Source organism: Agarivorans sp. QJM3NY_25 (assembly GCF_050870875.2).
In the GTDB taxonomy this organism is placed as follows: Bacteria; Pseudomonadota; Gammaproteobacteria; order Enterobacterales; family Celerinatantimonadaceae; genus Agarivorans.
The window spans coordinates 3970300-3992514 of record NZ_CP194041.2 but is presented as its reverse complement, the minus strand read 5'-3'; the positions used below and the strand labels follow the sequence as shown (position 1 = coordinate 3992514).

Here is a 22215-nt window from a genome sequence, read left to right as displayed (position 1 = left end):
TGTGCAATGAGATGCAGAGGGAAGCAAGTTTTAAAGTCCCCCAAGCCTGAGTGTATCAGGCTTGGTTGGTCCACTTGAGTTTATACCGAGCGAAACAAGATGCTGATCATAGGAGCAGGTTAAAATCGAGAAGCATGGTTTTTGAAATTGGGCGTCCGGTAATGGTGACTTCAATTTCAGCCTTGTTTTGTCGATCTTAAGCGGGTAACTTTTGATCATCAACCGATTTCAATTGGTATTAGTCAAGTTCCACGTTGTGATAAACGTTTTGTACGTCATCACAGTCGTCCAACATAGCTTGAAATTTTTCAAACATCGCCACATCATCACCGCTAATTTTGGTGTAGTTTTGCGGAATGAAGCTAATTTCTTCCATCTCAAACTCTAGTTCTGGTAGCGCTGTTATCAGTGAAGTTTTAACTTTGAAGTACTCAGTATGAGGAGCAAACACGGTAATCATGCCGTCTTCGCACTCTACGTCAGTGACTTCTACGTCATCCATTAATAGGATTTCTAGAATGGCATCTTCGTCGTCACCTTGAAAAGCAAAGATTGCTTGGTGATCGAACATGTGAGCCACGCTGCCTTGGTTGCCAATTTTTGATTTGGTTTTAACAAAAGCTTGACGAACGTCGGTAAAGGTACGGCTGTTATTATCGGTTAAACAGTCAACAATCACCATACAACCGCCAGGGCCATAACCTTCGTAGCGGGCTGGTACGTAATCTTCACCTGCTCCACCTTTCGCTTTCTCTATGGCTTTATCGATAACATGGCTAGGTACCTGATCTTTCTTGGCGCGGTCAATTACACTGCGTAATTGCAGATTTGCGTCGATATCGGCACCGCCGTTTTTAGCGATAACATAGATTTCTTTACTGTATTTAGAATAAACCTTGGTCTTAGCACCTGCGGTTTTGGCCATCGAGGCCTTACGTACTTCAAAACTTCTGCCCATGGGTTGCTCTTTCTCGGATACTTAAAAATTCTGGGAGGGATTTTACCAGCTGAAACGCAGGGAACAAGGGCTGGGTAGGTTTCTGGGTGAAGAATGTCCTTAAACTTGTTAATTCGTGAGGTATTTAACTGTAAATACCTCACAGGCGAGGGGCGGGAGAGTAATACCGAGAGACTCGAATAAACGGGTGACTCGGTGGGGTGAAAATAATCTAAAATGTGAATTTACAATTGATCTAATGATTGTTTACTGAGATAAGCTGGATTGTAGTATTTGTCGGCTAAGCGATAGTCGGTGACGGATTGATAGTCAATCTGGGTACTTTTATAGCTTTGAATGCTATCTATCAGAGTCATGCTTTGTACCACGATTCTGCCATCGCGCTGACCCGCACTAAAATAGGCTTGTTTGGCTAGTTTCCCGGATCTTAAGTAAAGATCGGCCTGAACTGGAAAGTTATTGGCTTGCTCCACCCACAGCTCTATTTTTTGATAAGTGGCTCCACTGGTTTTAGCCTGCAATTGTAGTTTGATAGCGGGTTTGCCATTGAGCTCGGCAGAGTCGCCAATTTTGCCTCGATAAGATTCACTCCAAGTGAGCGTCGAGATATCACCAACCGAGGCTTCGCCTAGTAGTTTTTGCATTGGAGTTATGCGAATCGGCCGTCGACTATTGGGCATTAATAACCAGTATTTATCACCCAACATTAGTAATTTTTGGCCGCGTTCGGCTGACGCTTTAAATACCACCAGTGACTTTTGTTCTGGGCGAATATATACATGATAGCGATGCTGCTTGGTTCGTTGTTGGTGCTTATATTGACTCACGATGGTCACTACTTTGGCCGAACGACTTTGCAGTCGATAAGAGTCGGCTTGCAATAAACGCTGCTGGATTTCGCTGTCGGCATGGGCGGCATTAAATGGCAACAAACATAAAAATAACCAATATTTCAATAAATTAAACATAAATTAGAGCCTCTGTAATCGGTTTTTTTAGACCTTTTCGGGCTGCAATGGCTGAAGCTAGGCTGCAGATCAATACGACGCTCAAGGCAACGATGCCGGCGAGCGGCCAAGAAAAGTGAATCAATAAGGGGTAACCAACACTACGTCCTGGGGGGGCGGGCATTTGAATATCGGCAAATAGTAGCGTTAGGGATAGCCCTGCGCTCAGCAAGATCCCGAGGGCTGCACCAAACAATGCCAATATCACCGCTTCTAAGACAAAACCGTTTAGTTGTTCGGAGGGGGCGGTTCCTAAAGCGGCGAGGGTGCCAATTTCGCGAGTCCGTTCGGTGACCGACATGCTAAGCGTATTAAATAACGAAACAAATACCACTAATCCCATTATTAGGCCCAATACGCTGAAAATGCGGTTATATAAGTTGCGTACCGCATCATAAAAAAAAGCTTGCTGCCACCAAGGCCTGACCAACAGGCTAGGAAATTGCTGTTCCACTTGTCGTTGTAAAGTTGGAATATCTTGATCAGCGAAGGCAAATACCGACATCAAGCTCACTTTATCACTGCCCAATAAGGCTTGGCTTAAGCTTAGAGAGGTGTAAACCAAGCGTTTATCCAAGTCAGGTACGCCGGTGGACACCAAGCCCTGCACCTTAAAATCGTAAGCATTCAAAGCACCTTCGCTCGTGGTGGCGAGTAAAGTCAGCCAATCGCCGACTTGAACTCGCATGTAAGTTGCCAGTGTGTCTCCAAGTAAGATTTGTGGCTGCGTTGGATCTTCAGCTTCGGAGAGCAGTTTGCCAGATTTTAGCGTCAGAAATGGCCCTTTTTGGCTAAACTCGCTGGCTAGTACTCCTTGACCAACAAAAATGGCAGACTTCTCGCCGTGGCTAATCAAACCGCTAAATTCGATGCGCGGTTGTACAGCCTTAATTGCGGCGAAACTGAGTAAGCTATCGCGTTGTGCTTGCCAATTGTTTAAACCAAACTGTAGAGAATAGTCTTCTTGTTGACTTAGGTATTGGCGATTAGACAAAGTAAGATGGCCAGTTTCGCGAGCGGCGGCTTCGGCCAAAGATTGGTAAGTAAATAAACCGAAACCGCCGGCACTGAGCAGTGCAAACACCGCAATCGCAATTATGAGTAGTGACATGAGGCTGCGACGGCGATTACGTTGTACATTGAGTAGCGCATGTTTTAAGCGACGCATTGGCGATCTCCCCCACTTTGTATTTGCCCATCGTGAAGTAGTATTTGTCGCTCACAATGCAGACTCATACGGCTATCATGAGTTGCGATTACAAAGGTGGTTTGTTGCGCTTTACCGATGCTTTTCATCAATTCAATCACCTGATGAGCACTCACGCTATCAAGACTAGCGGTTGGCTCATCGGCAATCACCAAGCGAGGTTGATGAACCAGCGCTCGGGCGATGGCGACGCGTTGCTGTTGACCGCCCGATAAACATTCGGGTTTCGCCTGGGTAAAAGACGACATACCGACGGCGTCAAGGATCTGTAACACCTTTTTGCGGCGAGTGGCTGCACTCATTTTGTTGAGTAATAAGGGGTATTCCACGTTCTCATAGGCGCTCATCACTGGCACTAAATTAAAACGTTGAAAGATAAAGCCGAGCTGCTGTCGGCGCAGTAACATACAATGGTGAGCATTGTTGTGAAGATGCTCGCCGTCAAAATATAGTTCACCTTGATATGCCAAGTCGAGTAAGCCACAGATGTTCAATAAGGTACTCTTACCAGAGCCCGATGGGCCGCAGAGGGCAACCATTTCACCGTGTTTGATCTGGAGGTTGACGCCCGATAAAGCTTGGCACTTTACTTGTCCAGCTTGATAAGACTTGGCGATATTGTTGAGTTGCAACATGATAGCTCCTTAGCGTTTGCTATATTGAGCATATAATTGTTCGGCTTGTTGGCTATACGAGTCATCGATGCCACTGGCTCGCAGCTGCTTCAACCACGCTTGGGCCTGTGGCTGTTGGTCTTGCTTGAGGGCCGTTTCAATGGCAAAACTGTAGATCCAGGTGCTGGCCTGTCCGGGAGCGTTCAGTAATTGAGGATCCGCGAGGACTTGGCGAAATAACTCGAAGCCGCGTTCTTGGTAGTTAAAAAATTGCGGTACGCTGCTATAGGTAATGGCTGCCATTGCCTGCATATACAGCGCTTGTGGCAGGCTGCGATATTGTTGTTGCCAGTGGTTGGGGCCTATCATATTGAGGGCTTTGTCCATTCGAGCCAAACCATCTGCGGTGAAATTAAGTTTGCGCCACGGTAGCCAGGCATCATCACCCTTTAGCGTTTCCGTTGCGCCCAAATAAAACAGCGCCCATGCATCGCCGGGTTGCCCTTGCTGAGCAGTTTGCATTTCCTGATAGAGTTGCTCCAACTCAGAATAATCGCCTTGGGCGGCTTGAAAATAACGAGTTAGTAATTGTGGCTCTAAATCTGCCATGGCCGAGTAACTCACGATGAGTAATAGGCTTGCGAGCGTTAGTTTTTTCATGATTCATCCTTGGGATTGGAAAGTGACCGTTTAAGCCTAAGTGAGAGACGACTCGGGGACAGTGCTTTGCGATGAATTGCAGTTCAAGGCGATGAGCGGTTATATCTTGGTTTCGCCAAGGGCGTAGGAGGTTTCGGCGGGTGGCCCGAGTTAGTTTAGCTGCTAATTAGCATCGTTTAATACTTGCATTTTTGTTGAAATAGGCTGAGTCTAATGGGCAAGTTTTATGAGCAACTTACAGGATCGAGTATGTTGAATATGGACTTTAACCAAGCGGTGGCGATTAATACCCAGCAAATGGCCTGGCAAACTAGCCCATCGATAGGCGTATTGCGTAAACCTTTGGAGCGTGCGGCCAAAGAATCGGGTCATGTCACCAGTATTGTTCAATACCAAGCCAAGTCTCATTTTGCCGAACATCTGCATCCTTTAGGTGAAGAAATTTTGGTACTGGAAGGGGTTTTTTCTGATGAACAGGGAGACTACCCGGCAGGTACTTATTTGCGAAATCCTCCGGGGAGCAAGCATCGTCCTTTTAGTCAGTTGGGCTGTACTCTGTTTGTGAAGCTGAATCAATTTGCTCTGGCCGATACTAGTGAAGTGCGGATCAATAGTAATCTCGAGCCTTGGCTGTCTGGTTTCGGTGGCTTTGCTGTGCTGCCTTTACATCAGTTCGAACAACAGCAAGTCGCGCTAGTAAAATGCCCTGCAGGTAAGGTGATTAAGACTCACCATCACTTTGGCGGCGAAGAATTGCTGGTGGTTAGCGGGGAGTTGAAAGATGAACACGGTCGTTACCCACAACATACTTGGCTACGTAGCCCGCACTTGAGTGAACACCATCCTTTTGCCGAACAAGACACGGTTATTTTGGTGAAAAGAGGTCATCTAAGGCTGGATGCTTAGCAGGGCATCGTCACTTTGGGAAAGCTAAAGTGCGATAACAAACCCGATGTGAGCATCGCTACATGGCCTTAAACAGATGATGCGCACTACGGCTAACCGGATACTCATGACCATCGCTCAGGCATACGCTCAGCTTACCAAGTAAGTTTCTGCTCACCTGCTTAATGGCACTCACTCGCACTAAGCTTGCGCGATGAATTTGCCAGAACTGTTCTGGTTCAAGTTGTTTGATGAGTTCTTTGAGTGGGGTGCGGATAACATATTCTGCGTGTTGGCAGCGCACCGTGGTGTACTTATCTTCGGCAATAAAAGCCAAGATATTGTCAACAGCCACCAATTCTAAAGTTTCTCCTTTATTGACTCTGATCCATTGTAGATACTGCGGCTTTTGTTCGAGAGCGCTGACCAGAGCTGGTAAGTCAAACGTGTTTTTGCTGCGGGTTTGTGCTTTCAAGCGTTGGCAGGTGCGTAACAGTCGTTGCTCATCGATTGGTTTCAGTAAGTAATCAATGGCTTGTTGCTCGAAGGCTTGAATCGCATATTGGTCGAAGGCGGTGGTAAATACAATCTGCGGAGGATCCGCTTGTTGATTGAGCTGCTGTGCGACTTCTATTCCGTTCATTCCTGGCATCCGAATATCTAAGAATACGATGTCGGCACCTAATTGCTCGACCGCCGCCAATGCACTGGGACCATCCCCTGCTTTATCCACAATTTCAAGTTCTGGCCAGCACTCGGCAAGCATCTTATCCAAGTGGAAACGCAGTAGCGGTTCGTCATCAACAATTATGGCTCGCATAGAAACTCCAGTTCTAGGGTTAAGCACAAGTGGGAGCCAATGCCATCAGCGGCTAGGGCTGTGAACCAATGTGACTGAGTCGGGTACTCTCGCATATAACTTAGCTCTGGCCAGCACTCGGCGAGCACCTTGTCGTTATTCAGGTGGCAGCGCCGTCGCGGCTTGTTAGCAACAACTATGCCTCGCATGGAAATTCCAAAGTGGCCACAGTGCCTCCGCCTGTTTGAGCGCTTAAACTCAAGCTTGCTTGATTTTCGGGGTAAAGACTGACCAATCGTTGTCGAATGTTATTCAAGGCAAGTCCGTTGCCTTGTCGTTGCTTGTTATCGATGCCAAGCCCGTTGTCACAAACTTGAATCTGCCAGCGTTGCTGCAACATGGCTATTTTCACTCGTACCTCACCACCTTCGGGTTTAGGCTCGATGCCATGAAATACCGCATTTTCTACTAGGGGTTGCAATAGCATTGGCGGTAGCTGAGCTTGGCTTAAGTCACCATCGGTGAGTTCAATGGCAAAGCTTAAGCGCTCGCCTAAACGGATCTGTTGAATGCTTAAATAAGCTCGGATGCCAGTCAGTTCGTCGGCGACGCTAATGCTTGCTTGGCGGCTTTTCTTCAAGGTGATCCTCAGTAATTCGGTCAAGGTATCGAGGAGTCGCTGAGCCTGCTCTGGATCGAGTGCAATCAGCGCCTTTAAGTTGGCTAAAGTATTAAATAAAAAGTGGGGTTCAATTTGGCTTTGCAAGAGTTTTAGTTGGCTTAAGGTGAGCGCTTGCTCAGCCCGAATTTTATCGAGTTCGGCTTGCTGAAGCGCCGAGAGCATGGCTAAGTTCTGTTCTCGGCTAAAAAAATAGTAGTACACGACACTGATAAAGACCAAAGAGATCAATATTATTTTTAGCATCAGTGGCCAATCAATGTTGCTGTAATAAGGATTAATCCAATACCAGACTTGCAGGCTTCCGATGCTTAGGGTGAGAGTGGCACTGAGGGTGAAGCTCCAAAGATGAGAGAGTTTTGGAAATCGAGCTCTCACAAACATACTGCTGAAGGTGCCAACGACACTATAGCTCATTGCAATCCGATAATGCATCGAGTAATGGCCACCCCAAATTGCATGAGTCATATAGGCGATCGGTAGTGAAAATAGCGCACAAATCAACAGCGAACGTAATAATGAATAAAAGGGTTGAGTCTTCAAAAGCGTGCCTCTAATTTTATCAAGCCGATGTAACGCTCAGGCAATAGTTGATACACCGCATCATTCTTGCCTCCAAGATAGCGCAGCTGAGCCCCTAGCGTCCAACCTTGACTGAATTCATAGTTGATTTTTGCAGTGCTGATTAGTCCGCCGTCGCTTGGCGAGAATAGTAGGTCGAGGGCGGGCTGCCAGTCTGTCAGATCGCGGTGCCAGTGCAGTAGCAAATTATGTTGAACTAGATTCTTTCCTTGAAATACCGCCGCTTGCGAAAGGCGTAGCGGATCAAATTGCGAGCCTAATACTTGCAAGTCACGGCTTAGCTGGGTCACGGCTCGCCATTGCCGAAGGCTGAGGGCTCGGTTATCAAACCAATACTCAATAATCAGATTATCACCCACTAAGTTTGCCCAAGTCATACCAAATAAGGTTTGCCAACCATTTACAAATTGCTGCTCAATAATCGCCGCTTGTCTCTCCAAAGGGGGAAAATCAAGGCGGCTCATCATGTGGCTGTAATACTGTTGGTAGCGAGATTCGGCGTGCAGTTCCCAAGCATCTCCTAAGGTGGTGATCCAGCTGCCACCTAGGTTTAATCCACGCTGATTATCCACATACGCTAGACCTTGCCATTCCTGATGACCCGTAAGTCGATAATTGCGGATCCCGATCCCGCGCTGGGCGAAAGCTGCACTATCATGGCTAAGATAGGCATCGGTATAAAATAAGGACAGCTCGTCAGCATCGCTAAATTGGCTAAGACTTACAACGGCAAGTCCTTGCTCAATTTGAATGGCGATAGGATTACGTTGATAGGGCGAAAATATGTCTAAGGGACGAAAGCCGTAACCGACACCTAAGTTGAGCCTTTGCTTGCCAATCAGCAAATCTTTTCCCTTAACTTCGCCACTCCAAAATAGTTCGGCTACTCGTAATTGTGTTTGCTGGTTTAGCTTGAGGGCAACCAACTGAGCCTGCCACTGGTTAGTTTGAGGGAACCAACGCAGCGCCATATCGTTAAAGGTTTGATTCTGGCTAGCAAATAGGGGGCTGGTTGAGGCTTGACTATAACCACTCTCGGCTTCTAACTGCCAATGCTGTTGCCAGTTCATTTCTGCATGAGGAGCCCCGCTGAAGAATGCTAAGGCGCAGAGTTGTTGAGCCCGCTGCTTACTGAGTCGCATCATCGTGAATGGCCGCCAGTAAACTCATTTTTGAGTATGGTTTTAAGGAAGGGACTGAACAATGCGGCTTATCCTGCGTACAAGAAGTTGGTGCCAGTGAGCATAATCAGTCGAAATGGGTATCGATAGGGCTTGCGCTAAAGTGGGTTTAATGGCGATAAAGTGTTGCAGGTGGTGATGAATGAATCAAAGCTCGCTCGGTTTGGGAGTGTTACAAGCCACAAGAAAACAAGCGAAGGTGACATCAAGTCACGCTTTAGAAATAAGAACCCGGGATGCCGCTGTTGATTTTAGCCCTTGAACCATGAGGTTCAAGGCGGGAAATAAATTTCATACCGTAGGCTTCTCAGTCGGGCTGAGCATGCTCAAAAGCAGAAAAAAATCACCCTTAAGATACAATTATCGGCTCAGGGACATCACCAACTGGCAAACACCCCAGGAAAACTAAACTCTTTTATCTAACTCTAGTCAAACTTCAGTTAGTGCGCTAACTGCTTTCGTCGACCTCGCCAGCGGGCAGGCTTTGTTCTAATAAAGCGCGCTCGATGGTATATTGTAAGTCCTTAATTCGCTGATTCATGTTATCGGCGTAATTTTGATTTTTAGCTTGCTCGTTATGTAACTCATAAGCGAGGTGCAAGCCGACCATAATCGCTAAGTGCTCGGTGCTGCTGACACGGCTCTTCTCTTTCAGCGTTTGTAAGCGTTGAGATAATTCGTCGGCGGCTTGGCGAAGTTTATCTTCTTCACCTTCCGGGCAAGCCACCCGATAGCTCTTACCTAACAATATTATGTCTACGCCCTGAGCCATGATTTGCCTTAGCTAAACTCTATTATTCGCTGAATATATAGCGCTGCGGCTTAACTTGCAACCGTTGTCGCCCCAGTAAGGGGCAAGCTGGAGTATTTACCAGCAATTTGCTCTAAAGCTAAACAAATCTAGATTGTTTGCGGCATAAAGCGTGGGCTTAGGCTTGAACATCGTGGTTTTATTGGCGACCATTGGCTTGATTATCGATCGGCTTGCGCTTTTGTGTCCGCATCGCTAAACATACTCGGCATAGGAAATTTGGTTTAATGACGCAAACAGGCATTGCAGCAAAGGAACGTCGTGGTTCCTATCGGGTTGTTTATCCAGTACGGCTAATCCAGTTATTCATCAAAATGGTGAATGCTAAAGCGGCCCGCGGAAATTTTATTGATGGCGTAGTTTCGGCTGAAAAATTGGCTCATATTGGTCAATTGATGCCAATGGTGCAGCTGGCTAAGCATGTTTTTCCAGTGTTAGATGTATCGGAAGGCGGCTTTCGTACCCAGTGGCGCACTACGGCTGAACCCTTGCCAATCTCAAGGCAAGTATTGCTTGGTCGGCTTATTTTCCATCAAGACTTTAGTCAGATTGTCGATTATTTGCCAAAGGAGCTTCAACAACAGTTTGCCGAGTTTAGCCTGTTGTATGGCCCCCAAGGCTATGAACACTCATTTCAGGCGCGTATCTCCCGAAAGATTGAAAATCAGCGAGATCCTTACCCGCAGTTGTGTTTGCAATTTAGCAAAACGAGCTACCTGCCTGCTCGCTTCGTTCGTCAGCAAGAAACGATGCTGATCAAATTATTTCGTGAGCAATATATCGAGCGGGTGAGAGTCCGTCGTCAACAACTCAAACGGACCTTACAAAAATAGTGATTTTACCTGTGATGTGAGTCAATAACATGACGACGAGGCTTGTCCAATGTTAGGATGAGCGGATCCAATACTTATAGGTATTCCACGTGACTAGAATAGTTTATCCAGACTACGAAGACTTAGCTGAGTTGCTACTGTCTTCAAAAATATTGATTAGCCCTGCAGAAGCGCACGGCATCTTAAGCGGCATGTTAGCCGCTGGTTTACCGACCGATGGCGACTGGTTAAGTCAAATGAATATGCTGATCAACGATGGTCAGGGTTTACCCGTTGATCTGAAAAAACAACTTACTCAGGTGATGGAGGCCACTTACGCAGGCATGAGCGATAGCTTATTGGGTTTCCAGTTATTGTTACCCGATGAGGAAGCCTTGGTGGAAGATCGAACCGAAGCTTTGGCACAATGGGTACAAAGCTTTTTAGTCGGCTTTGGCGTGGTGCAAAGCGAACTCAATAAGTTAGCCGCAGATATTCAAGAGTTGGTTAAAGATTTTACCGAAATCAGCCAGTTGTCATCGGATTTAGAAGATGATGAAGAAGAAAATGAGCAAGCCTTATTCCAGGTTGTGGAATATGTGCGGATTGGTGCGATTACTATTTTTGCGCATTTAACGGCGAGTGCTTCTGACCAACAAAGTCCAACTTTGCATTAATCATTTCCCAAGCCAAGGAGTTGCTGTGTTTATACAACGTCGTCAGCAGTTATTTGCTGCCATGTCCGATAATAGTGTCGCGATTTTTGTTGCTGCAGAAGAGCAAGTACGCAGTCGTGATACCGAATATCCCTTTCGTCAAGATAGTGATTTTTTCTATTTTCTTGGTTTTAACGAACCCAAAGCTCTATTGCTGTTGATTAAGCAAGCGGGCGAAACCCGCACCGTGTTATTTAATCGACGCAAAGATAAGCTTGCAGAAGTATGGCAGGGACGTCGTTTGGGTCAAGAGCAGGCCTTGCTGACATTGGCTGTAGATAAAGCCTTTGCCATTGAAGATCTCACCGAGTACCTGCATCTTGAGCTGGATGGTTTAAGTAAGGTTTATATGGCTCAGGGGCGTTATCCCGCTTACGACCAGCAGATATTTGCGGCCATCGAGCGCTTACGCCTTGGTTTACGCCAAGGTTGGCAGGCGCCAAAGCAAATTGAAGATTGGCGTCCCATAGTGGATGAGATGCGCTTGTTTAAGTCGTCAGAAGAACTGGTATTGATGCGCAAGGCGGGAACGATATCGGCCGAAGGTCATTGCCGCGCGATGCGAAGCTGCCAACCGGGGATGTGGGAATACCAATTGGAAGCTGAAATTCATCATCAGTTTTTAATGGCCGGAGCACGCTCACCAGCTTACGGCACGATAGTTGGTAGCGGCGAGAATGCCTGTATTTTGCACTACACCGAGAACGAAAGTCAGCTGCAAGCTGGCGACCTAGTGTTGATTGATGCCGGGGCCGAGTATCAAGGTTATGCGGGCGACATTACTCGAACTTTTCCGGTGAATGGTCAGTTTAGTCGTGAGCAAGCTAAGTTATACAATATTGTTTTAGCCGCAGAGCTGGCTGCCATCGAGATGCTCAAGCCTGGGGTTTCGTTGTTTGAAGCGAATCAGCAAGTATTGCAGATCATGGTTGCTGGCATGGTAGAACTTGGGATCATGCAGGGTGACGTCACCGATTTAATTGAACAAGAAGCTTATAAAGAATATTACATGCATGGTGTGGGCCACTGGCTGGGCTTAGATGTACACGATGTGGGAGATTATCACGATAGCAAGCGTAGTCGTCCATTGGCTGAGAATATGGTCTTCACCATTGAGCCCGGCCTTTATATTCCGCTTGATGCAGAGGTTCCTGAAGCCTATCGAGGCATGGGGATCCGTATCGAAGATAATGTGGTCATTACCGCCACGGGTTGCGAAGTATTAACGGCTGCTGCGCCGAAAACGGTGGCTGAGATTGAAGCCTTGATGGCCGCGAGTTAGGAGCGATTCAATAGATGGATAAGCCTCTGCAAGCGTTTGATATTGTGATTGTTGGTGCGGGCATGGCTGGGGCTAGTCTGGCTTTAGCCTTGTCGCAGTCTCAGCAAGATAAACCGCTGAAAATAGCGTTAATCGAAGCGGCGCCGCTGAATTTTGGGCAGCATCCTGGCTTTGATGGTCGTGCGATAGCCTTATCGGCTGGCTCTGAGCAATGGTTACGAGAACAAGATTTATGGGCACCTTTGGCGCCCTATGCCTGCGCCATTGAGCATATTCACGTCTCGGATCGTGGCCATTGCGGCTGGACCAAGTTGGACGCCGATGAATATCACTTGTCAGCCCTAGGCCAAGTGATCGAACTGGAGCATGCCGGACGTGAGTTTCATCGTTTATTAGCCGAGCGTTCGGTTCGTCTATTTTGCCCGAGTAAACTGGTGAAATTGGAGCAACAGCAGCAACAAGTGCGGATTACTCTGGACGATCAGCAAAGCCTTACTGCTCGTTTACTGATTGGTGCCGATGGCGCTGATTCGCAGGTGGCCTTGCAAGGAGGCTTACAACAACAGCTACATGACTTTGCCAAGTATGCTGTGATTGCCAACGTTGAGGCCGAGCAAGCGCCTGCTGGTCGAGCTTTTGAGCGTTTCACCATTGACGGTCCCTTGGCTTTGCTACCGATGAATGGCCATCGTTGGTCGGTGGTGTGGAGTGTTAGTGCTGCAGAGGCGCAACGCTTACAAAATTTAGCCGAAGCCGATTTTTTAGCCGCGCTACAGCGAGCTTTTGGCTATCGAGCCGGACGTTTTATCGGCCTAGGAAAGCGTTATGCCTATCCTTTAGTACTGCGTTATTATCCTCGTCTATTTAACCATCGTTTATTATTGTTGGGCAATGCGGCGCATAGTTTGCACCCAATTGCAGGGCAGGGCTTTAATCTGGGCCTACGTGATGTCGCTTGCTTAGCGACATTGATTGAACAACACTGGCAGCAGGGCAAAGACATAGGTGGGCATGCGTTATTAGATGCTTATCAACAATCACGACAAGCCGATATAGAGCGTACCATTTTGATGACTTCGTCGTTGGCGAGTCTGTTTGCTGGTGATGATAAAAGCATGGTGATCCCGCGTAATCTGGGTTTGATGGCAATGCGCTTATTACCGGATCTTAAAGCAGTATTAGCCAAGCAAAGTCTAGGTTTGTTTTAGGCTAGTCAGCATGGGCATTTCGCTGGTGGATTCGCACTGGCCAAACAGCAACTTAATTTGATTCTAGGAAGGGCAATATGCAAGCGGTAGATATAGCGATTATTGGGGGTGGTATGGTGGGTTTGGCTTTGGCGCGAGCCTTGGCCGACAGTCCACTCCGGATCGCCATTGTGGAGCCTTCCCCTGCGCAGTCCCCCGATTTAGCTAACTATAGTTTACGAGTCAGTGCGCTCAGTTTATCCTCACAACGCTTGCTTGAATCACTCGGTGCTTGGGATGAAATTGTGGCTCAGCGCTTGGCACCTTATCACGATATGCAAGTGTGGGAACGTGACAGTTTTGCTAAGATCCGTTTTCAAGCCAAACAAGTGATGCTGCCTCAAATCGGCCATATCGTTGAAAATGAGGTGATTCGTTATGCTTTATGGCAGCAAGTGTGTAGCCAAAGTAATGTTGCGATCATCGAATCTTCAGTTGAAAAGTTGCATCGAGGCGAAACTGAGTCTTGGCTTAGTTTTGACAACGACCAAAGTTTAAGTTGTAAGTTGCTGGTGGCTGCCGATGGTGCAAATTCCTGGTTACGTCAACAACTCGATATTCCACTCACCTATTGGGATTATCAACACACTGCGATTGTTGCGACGATTAAAACCGAAATGCCCCATCAAAATTGTGCGCGGCAAATCTTTAGTCAGGAAGGGCCTTTAGCCTTTTTACCTTTGGCAGAAGCTGATCATTGTTCCATCGTTTGGTCGGTATCGCCGGATCGAGCTGCCGAGCTACAAGCCCTACCAGAGCTCGAATTTAATCGACAATTGAGCATCGCTTTCGACGCTCGTTTGGGGTTGTGTGAACGGGGTGGCGAGATAGCGGCCTTTCCATTGCGAATGCGTTATGCGCGAGACTTTGCGGGCCAAGGTTTCGCTTTAATTGGCGATGCGGCCCATACCATTCATCCTTTAGCGGGCCAGGGGGTGAATTTAGGCTTGATGGATGCAGCCGCTTTGGCTGAGGATATATTGGCCTTGCAGGCGACGGGCAAATCGCTATCGGATTATGCTAATTTACGTCACTTTGAACGCTGGCGGAAGAGCGAAGCCACGCAAATGATTGCCTCGATGGAGTTTTTTAAGCGACTATTTGGTAATAACCTTGCGCCGCTTAAGTTAGTGCGTGGACTAGGGATGAATTTGTTGGATAAGGCTGAGCCCTTAAAGCAACAAGCGATGCGCCGCGCCTTAGGTCTGGAAGGTGATTTACCTCGTCGTGCAAAAGTGAGGTCTTATTGATGATTGTTACCCAATGAGAGGCACGCCCTGAGACAGCGTTTCACGCAAAAAAAAATCCAGTAGGGAAGGCTACTGGATGGTGAAGTTACATAACAACTTCAAGGAGGATCTTTCCTAGTTTTCACCAAGGAAAGCGCTCTGTTATATCGATGCCAGCAGTCGCTGCAAAAACTGGCATCGATAGTTACAGACTTTTCATTAACCCTGCATTAATCAGGGCTAAGTCATCTTGGCTTAAGTTGCCAGCGGTTTGTTTTAGTTCCAACATGTTTAGGATGTAATCGTAACGGGCGTTGGCCAGTTGATTCATTGCTGAATACAGATTGCGGGTTGCATCTTGTACATCAACAATGGTGCGAGAGCCCACTTCAAACCCCGCTTCGGTGGCATCTAAGGCACTTTTTGAAGACACAACTGTTTGCTGATAGGCTGTTACAGAACCGATACTAGAAGTGACATTATTGACCAGTGAATGGATCGAACTTTGTACCGAGCGGTAGCTCTGCTCTAGGGCTTCCGATGATTCAATATAACTGAGTTGAGCCTGCTTCACTTGAGAGTTAATACTGCCTCCGGAATATAGTGGCCAGCTAAATTCTAAACCGATATTACCGCTATTTGTGTCTCCCCCGTTGAGGGTGTTGTAGCTATCGTTACCATATTGATTCTTTTCATAGCCGATCCCCGCGGTCAAATTTAAGCTAGGTTGATGGCCGGTTTGGGCGAGTTTGATCTGCTGTTTAGCGATCTGTTGCGCGATGCGTTGGGCATTCAGCGTTAAGTTATGCTCACCCGCCGTGGAGAGCCAATAATCGACGTTGTGGCTCAATTCCCGAGGCTCAAAACGTTCGGTATTGAGTATCTTTAATTGACGGGCCTGAACGCCGGTCAATTCGCGCAGTGCCTCGTAGCTATTGGATAAGTCGTTATTCGCTTGAATTTCTTCCGCAAGGGTCCGGTCGTACTCAGCTTGTGCTTCATGCACGTCGGTAATCGCGGTTAAGCCAACCTTAAAGCGTTGCTTGGTTTGCTCTAGTTGTCGCCCTACCGCGGTTTTGGTGGCAGCCACAAAGTTGAGATTGTCCATGGCACGTAACACCGCAAAGTAAGCCTTACTTACTCGAATGATTAAGTTTTGTTGTTCGCTTTGGTAGCTGACATCGGCCTGCGAAGCATTTTTTTCAGCAATACTTAAATTGGTCCAATTACTCTGTGAATAGAGTGATTGGCTCAAAGAAACCGAGGCTGAACTATTGCTGATGCTATCGATAGCTTGATTGTCGGTATCGGTATAAGTCGCCCCCGCGCTAAACCCAATTTGAGGTAATAGTGAGGCCTTGCTTTCGCTGATTTGTTCAAAAGCAATGTCACGCTGTGCTTTACTCTGCAAAATCACCGGATCTTTCTCTTGAGCAAGTTGGTAAATTTGTAGTAAATCATCGGCTGATACTTGAAAGGCACTTATGCCGAGCAAGCTACCTAAGAGTAAGGATTTTATTTTAAAACTCATTTCATGGTTCCTTAAGTCGCGGCTTATTCGAGTAATACCGCCACCCTGCTAGAGGTTGTTGCTTCGATTTGGCCTCAGAAGGCTGAGGCCAAATGACTGCGAATGAATTAACTGGTTTTTGGTACTTTGATGCGATATATCAGGGTATAAATCACAGGGAGTACCACCAGTGTTAATACCGTGGCAAAACCTAAACCAAACACAATGGTGACCGCCATCGATTGAAAGAAGGGATCTGACAGTAAGGGAATCATCCCTAGCATGGTGGTTAATGCTGCCATTCCTACTGGCCGAACCCGGCTCACTGACGAGTGATAAACAGCCTCATAGGGGCTTTGGCCTTCTTCGAGTTCCAGATTAATTTGGTCGACTAAAACAATACTGTTTTTGATGATCATCCCACTTAAACTGAGCATCCCCAAAATCGCCATGAAGCTGAGAGGTGCGTCTAGAGCCAATAGACCAAAGGCCACACCAATCACTGCTAGAGGTACGGTTAACCAAATAATTAAGGGTTGCTTAATCGAGTTAAATAGCAGCACCGTAAGTAAGAACATCGCCAAGTAACCCATTGGGATGGAACCTGCGATCCCTTGCTGGGCTTCAGAAGAGGTTTCAAATTCGCCTCCCCATTCTAATTTATAGCCGTCTGGCAAGGGGATAGCTTCCACTTTATCGCGTACTTTTCGTAACAATGAATCAGCGGTTTGACCACTACCAATGGCGGGGTCGGCTAATATCGTGATCAAGCGTTTTCGGTCTCGACGCATGATAATCGGATCTTCCCATTCGCTGTCGAAGCTAGAGACCAACTGGGTAATCGGCACAAAACTTTGGTATTTAGAACTCCAAACTTGTAGCTCGTTTAAACTATTGGCATTTTTTCGCTCGGCTGCAGGAGCGCGCGCCACAATTGGCAGCAGGTGCGAGCCATCGCGATAGGTTCCAATGTTTTGGCTATCGAAGTTACGCAGCAAGGCCGCATCTAGGTCTTGTTTACTAATTCCAATTTCACGTGAGCGAGCCAGATCCATTTGCGGGCGAACTAACAACTGCTGGTTGCGCCAAGTATTTCGAATATTATCGGCTGAGGGCTCATTTTGAAAAATGATCACCGCCTGCTCCGCTAATTGACGCAGTACCACGGGATCATCACCATAGAAGCGAGCTTCTATTTTAGCTGCTGGAGAAGGACCATTTTCGATCAATTTAACCCGGTATTTGGCTTCCGGATAGTCTTCTCTTAATTTGTGTTGCAGCCAAGGCAAATAGGCCGAAAGACTCTGTAAATCTTGCATCTCGACGATCAATTGCGCGTAGGCGGCGTAGCCTTTCTCTGGTTGATAAGTTAAGGCATAACGCTGTGCACCTTGACCGATCACCGAGGTGATATTCACAATGCCTCGCTGGTCGCTCGTTTTGGCTTTGTCTTTGATTAAGTCCTGCTCGATGCCGCTTACAAATTTTTCGGTGCCAAGAATATCGGTGCCTTCAGGCATCCAGATATCTACCATAAAAATGGGAGTGGTAGAGGCAGGAAAAAAGACATTCTTCACTTTACTCATACCTACAACGGCTGCTCCTAACATTGCGAGAACCAGAAGTATGCTAATGATTCGATTGTGCATAGCAGCATTAAGAATGCGACGATAAACGTTAAAAATTAAGCCGCTATAAGGTTCTTGCTCGGCGCTGTCTTGATCGCCATCCTTAAACAACAGATAACAAAAGAAGGGGGTAATGGTGATAGCCATCACCCAACTGATCGATAAAGAAATCAGCAATACCTGGAACAATGAGGCACAGAATTCGCCAGTGGCATCGGAGGAGAGTCCGATTGGCGCAAAAGCCATAATTGCGATAACGGTAGCACCGAGCAATGGCCATTGGGTTTGCTTAACAATCGCAGCGGCAGCTTCGGTACGGCTTAAGCCTTTTTTAATGCCAATAATGACCCCTTCGGTCACCACTATGGCATTATCAACTAACATCCCTAAGGCAATAATGAGAGCCCCTAAGGAAATATTTTGTAACTGAATGTGCATTACATTCATCACTATGAACGTGCCAAGGATGGTAATGACCAGCACCGCACCCATCAAAATACCCGATCTTAGGCCCATAAAGACGAGTAATACGATGATCACAATGCCAACCGATTGCGCAAGGTTAACAATAAATCCGCTAACGGCCTTATCGACAATCTTACCTTGATCATAAATCACATTAATCTTCATTCCGATCGGCATTTCAGATTTAAGGGATTCTAGTTTGGCGTTCATTGACTTTGAGATGTCGACCACGTTTACTCCTGAGGAGTAAGAGATCCCCATGGATAAAGCCTTCTCGCCATTATCATGATAAAGCTGACTCGGAGTCTCGGTGGTGGCGCGATAAATATTTGCGATGTCGCCCAAATAGATCAGGTTGTCACTGCTTGGCGGGCTCACCAAAATGTTTTTCATTTCAGAGATATCGGCCAATTCACCGGTGGGGTGGATCCGGACTCGGTTATTGTCAATCAGCATTTCACCGGCGTTAGACACTACATTTTGGGTCTGCAATAAACCGTAGATATAGTCGGGTTCGAGACCCAATGCACTCAGTTTTTGCTGGCTAATTTCGACCACAACTTGCTCTTGCGGGACACCGACTACCGATACCTTTTTCACCCCGGGAGAGAGAACCAGTTCGCGACGTAGCAGGTTACTGTAGTTGTCTAAGTCTCGATAGCTGTAGCCTTCACCTGTTAGATTTAGCAAATAACCATACACATCGGAAAAGTCGTCAATAATTAATGGCGAACCGACTCCGGGAGGCATCTTGCCTTGAGTATCACTAATTTTTCGGCGTAATTCATCCCAGACTTGCGGTAAGCTATTTTTGTCATATTGATCATTCATCTCGACTTCAATTTGCGACAGCCCTGCGCTGTTAATTGAAGACACATGTTTGATCTGTGCCATTTGCTGTAGTGCATCCTCTAGTGGCAGCGTGACTTCTTCTTCCACTTGTTCGGCACTGGCACCGGGATAATTGGTGATCACCAATGCCGTTTTGATGGTAAATTCGGGTTGCTCGAGTTGACCTAAACCAGTGAACGAGATCACCCCTCCGACCAACATCAACACGACCACCATCCAGCTGATCACTTTATGGTTAATACTATAGAGTGCTGCATTCATGGTTAAACTCCTCTAACCCAATGCAGTGGTTTGATTAACTCTTTACCTGTGAGCGCGTTGACTCCGCTGGCAACCACTCGGTCACCTTGATTGAGACCAGATAAGATCTCAATGCCATCGGCGCGAATTTTCCCGAGTAACACTGGAGTCAGTTTAAGTGATTGTGCATCGGGCTGGTAAACCCAAACCGATGCGCTTAATGGTTGGCCTTCAGCGGCTTGAGTAATTGTATCGCTATCGCGAACCAGCGCCGTGAGCGGTAAAATAGCAATTGGGTTGCTTTCAGCAGAAGCCGCAGGCATGTTAATCGCGACCGAAGTACTCATGCCGGGTATCAAACGCATTTGCTCTGGTGCCTTAAGGGTAAAGGTCGTTTCATAGGTTTGAGTCCCTTGCGAGGCAAGGCTACTGTGTTCTTTATAGTGGACCGGAATGGCTTGTCCACCAAGTAAGTTGTCGAACTGCGCATAGGCTTGAATTTGCTCCAGCGCCGCATGGTTTTGTAAACTGAGTAACATGGATTCTGGAAGCTGAATTTTTAGCTCGAAAGTATCGGTGTTTTGCAGTGTCACAATCGCTTGATTTGGCTGAACCATTTGATAGTTGTCGGTATGTACCTTGGCAACTACACCAGAAAATGGCGCATAAATCGTGGTATAGGCCAGCTGGTCGCGGCTACTACGTAAGTTAGCGTCGGCCGATTTTAAACTGGCACTCGCACTGTCAACGTCGGCGGGCGAAATCAGTTTGCGGGTTAACAAAGCTTTCTTTCGTTTAAAGTCGGCTTGAGCCAGTTCAAAATTTGCTTCAGCATTGAGCAGCGCGTTACTTGCATCACGTTTGTCTAATTGCGAGAGCACTTCGCCTTGCTGAACCTTTTGCCCTTCAATTAAATTAAGCTGAGTTAACTCGCCGCTAATTCGAAACGCCAACTCAGCCTGTTGGCTCGCATAGACTTTGCCTGGAAAACTGCGTTGCTTTGGCGGGATCGATTGGTCAATATCGATTAATTTAACCGGGCGCGGTTTCACTATGGCTTTGGTTTCTGCTTGGGCTGAAAAGTCGCATCCGGAAATCAAAGTGGATATAAATACCGCCATGACAATCTGATAAGGAGTGTGATTGAACATATTTTTCCTTGAGATCTGTTTTATATAATAAAAGCTGAGTATAGAGAGTTTATCTTTCACAAAAAACATGACTATTTGTAACTTTGTGTTCTGAAATGTGAAACTTAAGTGTTAGGCTCATCTAGAGCTACAGGGCTTCTAGCTGAAATTGTTATTAGACGCGAGAGAAAATACCGCCATGAAAACAGAAGACATTAAGTTATTTCACTTTATTGTGGATTCGGGAAATTTAACCAAAGCCTCAGAGTTGCTTGATTTACCGAAATCTAATCTTAGCCGTCGACTAAAAAATCTTGAAACTGAATTAAAGGTGAAACTATTTCATCGCCATCAGCGCTCGATTGCGTTATCTGAGAATGGACGGCAGTTTTATCAGCGGACCAAGCCGATCATTATTGAGCTTGAATCAACGATTGAAGACATGGTGCACGAGTCCTATGAATTGAGTGGTCATTTGCGTTTGCAGTTACTACCGCTACCCGGTATCAGTGTATTTGAAAATATTATTTTTGAATTTATGGAGCTTCATCCTAAGGTGCATCTGGAGATTATCACTAGCGCCGATGAGCGAAATTTAATTGAGCATAATATCGATGTTGCACTGCGCATTGGTGATCGTTTGGAAGATTCGAGTTTAATGGCGCGTGCGTTGCAAACCATCTCCATGGGTTATTACGCTAGTCCTGAATACTTAACAAAGTACGGTCATCCGCGCAGTGAAGAAGAATTGAAGCAGCACCAATTTATTATCCAGCGGATGCCAAATGGTAAATTGGCAAAACAATTTCCTTTATCTAAGGGAAAGTTTTTTGAAGCGAAGGGGCGATTGATTGTGAATGATATCGCCTTGGTGACTCATGCTTGTATTAAACACCAAGGCGTGGTGTGTCAACCGAATCATCTGGTAAAGCCTGAGGTAGAAGAGGGGCTCTTAGTTCATTTGTTACCCGAGACCAATTCGATTGTTAGCACCGGTTGGCTGGTATACCCAAACCGTAGCAGTTTGTCTCGGGCAGCCAGAGCTTTAATTGATTTTCTCTATCATGAGATTAATAAGCTATCCATCGAATAACTGGTTTTGTTTTGTGAAATACGGTCTTGTTTGTGTAGGACCATTTGATGCGAAGCCTTGGAAAGTTTACCGCGACCTTTTGTGAAAAAATTCAGCTTGAAAGAGTCGACTCAACGAGCTGGCTGTTTGCTATCGGCTTTTAGTGTAACTGCTCGTTTCTTTGGTTGAATCGTAGTCTCCTGCGCAGCGCAATGTTGAGCACATTTGCGCTTGGTTTTATCTTGCCGTTTTACGGCTTAGTCTTAGCAAACTCATTTATTTTAAGCTTTACTTGTCAATCAGGCGCTACGCTGCTGGTTTTTTGAACGTTAATTGTTGAAATATTTTTATTCAATTTTTTAAAGTGGATTAGTTTATCTAATCAATGGCGGGGTGGGGCGAAAAATAAATATGGTGGAGAAAATTGATTTTCTCAGTTTAAATTGGCGTTAAGTTCGATGCTTACCCAGAAATACTAGCTATTAATACTGTTTTTTGGGGTTTTGACAGGTTTGTTGTCAGCGTCTTGTTGTGCTTATGTAAGTGAACTGTTCAACTTATCTATTAGCTCTATTTGGGATTGTCATTTTACAGTCGCATCGTTGTCGCTATAATCGTTCTGCATTGGCAGAAGGGTTTTTCCTTCTCT

The 22215-nt window shown here is 46.4% G+C and carries 19 protein-coding genes and 1 other RNA gene; 7 read left to right on the top strand and 13 right to left on the bottom strand.

Going from position 1 to position 22215, the window contains the following annotated elements; all coding sequences use genetic code 11:
- Window positions 1-238 precede the first annotated feature (238 nt).
- The 5 genes from ACRRSW_RS18190 to ACRRSW_RS18170 all read right to left on the bottom strand — a co-directional run bounded on the left by ACRRSW_RS18190 (window position 239) and on the right by ACRRSW_RS18170 (window position 4446).
- A complete protein-coding gene (locus ACRRSW_RS18190; protein WP_432451832.1) occupies window positions 239-958 on the bottom strand; it encodes a YebC/PmpR family DNA-binding transcriptional regulator in 720 nt (239 codons plus the stop codon).
- A 224-nt stretch (window positions 959-1182) separates the two neighbouring features.
- On the bottom strand, window positions 1183-1926 hold the full coding sequence (locus tag ACRRSW_RS18185) for an outer membrane lipoprotein-sorting protein (protein ID WP_432460071.1): 744 nt from the start codon (window positions 1924-1926) through the stop codon (window positions 1183-1185).
- Window positions 1919-3133 carry an ABC transporter permease gene (locus ACRRSW_RS18180; protein WP_432460070.1) on the bottom strand — a complete coding sequence of 405 codons (1215 nt, stop codon included), beginning with the start codon at window positions 3131-3133 and terminating at the stop codon, window positions 1919-1921. Before ACRRSW_RS18180 ends, ACRRSW_RS18185 begins: the two co-directional genes overlap by 8 nt.
- Entirely contained in the window at window positions 3121-3807 is a 687-nt protein-coding gene (locus ACRRSW_RS18175; protein WP_432460069.1) for an ABC transporter ATP-binding protein, read from the bottom strand. Before ACRRSW_RS18175 ends, ACRRSW_RS18180 begins: the two co-directional genes overlap by 13 nt.
- A gap of 9 nt (window positions 3808-3816) precedes the next feature.
- Window positions 3817-4446: a hypothetical protein gene (locus ACRRSW_RS18170; protein ID WP_432460068.1), complete on the bottom strand. Its 630-nt coding sequence runs from the start codon at window positions 4444-4446 to the stop codon at window positions 3817-3819.
- Between the two features lie 249 nt (window positions 4447-4695).
- Here ACRRSW_RS18170 and ACRRSW_RS18165 point away from each other — a divergent pair, with 249 nt between their 5' ends.
- A complete protein-coding gene (locus ACRRSW_RS18165; protein ID WP_432461080.1) occupies window positions 4696-5352 on the top strand; it encodes a cupin domain-containing protein in 657 nt (218 codons plus the stop codon).
- Window positions 5353-5410: 58 nt separating this feature from the next.
- Here the strand turns inward: ACRRSW_RS18165 and ACRRSW_RS18160 are convergent, their stop codons facing one another.
- The 5 genes from ACRRSW_RS18160 to zapA form a co-directional block, all read right to left on the bottom strand.
- On the bottom strand, window positions 5411-6151 hold the full coding sequence (locus tag ACRRSW_RS18160; RefSeq protein ID WP_432460067.1) for a LytR/AlgR family response regulator transcription factor: 741 nt from the start codon (window positions 6149-6151) through the stop codon (window positions 5411-5413).
- A 175-nt stretch (window positions 6152-6326) separates the two neighbouring features.
- A complete protein-coding gene (locus tag ACRRSW_RS18155) occupies window positions 6327-7352 on the bottom strand; it encodes a sensor histidine kinase (RefSeq protein ID WP_432460066.1) in 1026 nt (341 codons plus the stop codon).
- A complete protein-coding gene (locus ACRRSW_RS18150; RefSeq protein ID WP_432460065.1) occupies window positions 7349-8536 on the bottom strand; it encodes a hypothetical protein in 1188 nt (395 codons plus the stop codon). The genes ACRRSW_RS18155 and ACRRSW_RS18150 overlap by 4 nt, the downstream gene beginning before the upstream one ends.
- 260 nt (window positions 8537-8796) lie before the next feature.
- A non-coding RNA gene (gene ssrS / locus ACRRSW_RS18145) (6S RNA) lies at window positions 8797-8978 on the bottom strand.
- Window positions 8979-9020: 42 nt separating this feature from the next.
- Window positions 9021-9344, bottom strand: coding sequence for a cell division protein ZapA (gene zapA / locus ACRRSW_RS18140; RefSeq protein WP_432451840.1), 324 nt, complete (start codon window positions 9342-9344; stop codon window positions 9021-9023).
- 266 nt (window positions 9345-9610) lie between these two features.
- Here zapA and ACRRSW_RS18135 point away from each other — a divergent pair, with 266 nt between their 5' ends.
- From ACRRSW_RS18135 to ACRRSW_RS18115, 5 genes are all read left to right on the top strand, one after another.
- Entirely contained in the window at window positions 9611-10216 is a 606-nt protein-coding gene (locus ACRRSW_RS18135) for a hypothetical protein (RefSeq protein WP_432451841.1), read from the top strand.
- A gap of 89 nt (window positions 10217-10305) precedes the next feature.
- A complete protein-coding gene (locus ACRRSW_RS18130; protein WP_432451842.1) occupies window positions 10306-10872 on the top strand; it encodes a UPF0149 family protein in 567 nt (188 codons plus the stop codon).
- A 25-nt stretch (window positions 10873-10897) separates the two neighbouring features.
- Window positions 10898-12193 (top strand): Xaa-Pro aminopeptidase, encoded by a 1296-nt coding sequence (gene pepP / locus ACRRSW_RS18125; protein ID WP_432460064.1) that lies wholly within the window; start codon window positions 10898-10900, stop codon window positions 12191-12193.
- 14 nt (window positions 12194-12207) lie between these two features.
- Window positions 12208-13401, top strand: coding sequence for a 2-octaprenyl-6-methoxyphenyl hydroxylase (ubiH, locus tag ACRRSW_RS18120; RefSeq protein WP_432460063.1), 1194 nt, complete (start codon window positions 12208-12210; stop codon window positions 13399-13401).
- A gap of 77 nt (window positions 13402-13478) precedes the next feature.
- On the top strand, window positions 13479-14690 hold the full coding sequence (locus ACRRSW_RS18115; RefSeq protein ID WP_432460061.1) for an FAD-dependent monooxygenase: 1212 nt from the start codon (window positions 13479-13481) through the stop codon (window positions 14688-14690).
- Window positions 14691-14874: 184 nt separating this feature from the next.
- Here ACRRSW_RS18115 and tolC read toward each other — a convergent pair whose 3' ends face one another.
- The 3 genes from tolC to ACRRSW_RS18100 form a co-directional block, all read right to left on the bottom strand.
- Window positions 14875-16200 carry an outer membrane channel protein TolC gene (gene tolC / locus ACRRSW_RS18110; protein ID WP_432451846.1) on the bottom strand — a complete coding sequence of 442 codons (1326 nt, stop codon included), beginning with the start codon at window positions 16198-16200 and terminating at the stop codon, window positions 14875-14877.
- A 107-nt stretch (window positions 16201-16307) separates the two neighbouring features.
- Entirely contained in the window at window positions 16308-19385 is a 3078-nt protein-coding gene (locus tag ACRRSW_RS18105) for an efflux RND transporter permease subunit (RefSeq protein WP_432460060.1), read from the bottom strand.
- Between the two features lie 2 nt (window positions 19386-19387).
- A complete protein-coding gene (locus ACRRSW_RS18100) occupies window positions 19388-20515 on the bottom strand; it encodes an efflux RND transporter periplasmic adaptor subunit (protein WP_432460059.1) in 1128 nt (375 codons plus the stop codon).
- A 178-nt stretch (window positions 20516-20693) separates the two neighbouring features.
- Here ACRRSW_RS18100 and ACRRSW_RS18095 point away from each other — a divergent pair, with 178 nt between their 5' ends.
- Window positions 20694-21587 carry a LysR family transcriptional regulator gene (locus ACRRSW_RS18095; protein ID WP_432460058.1) on the top strand — a complete coding sequence of 298 codons (894 nt, stop codon included), beginning with the start codon at window positions 20694-20696 and terminating at the stop codon, window positions 21585-21587.
- Window positions 21588-22215: the final 628 nt, after the last annotated feature.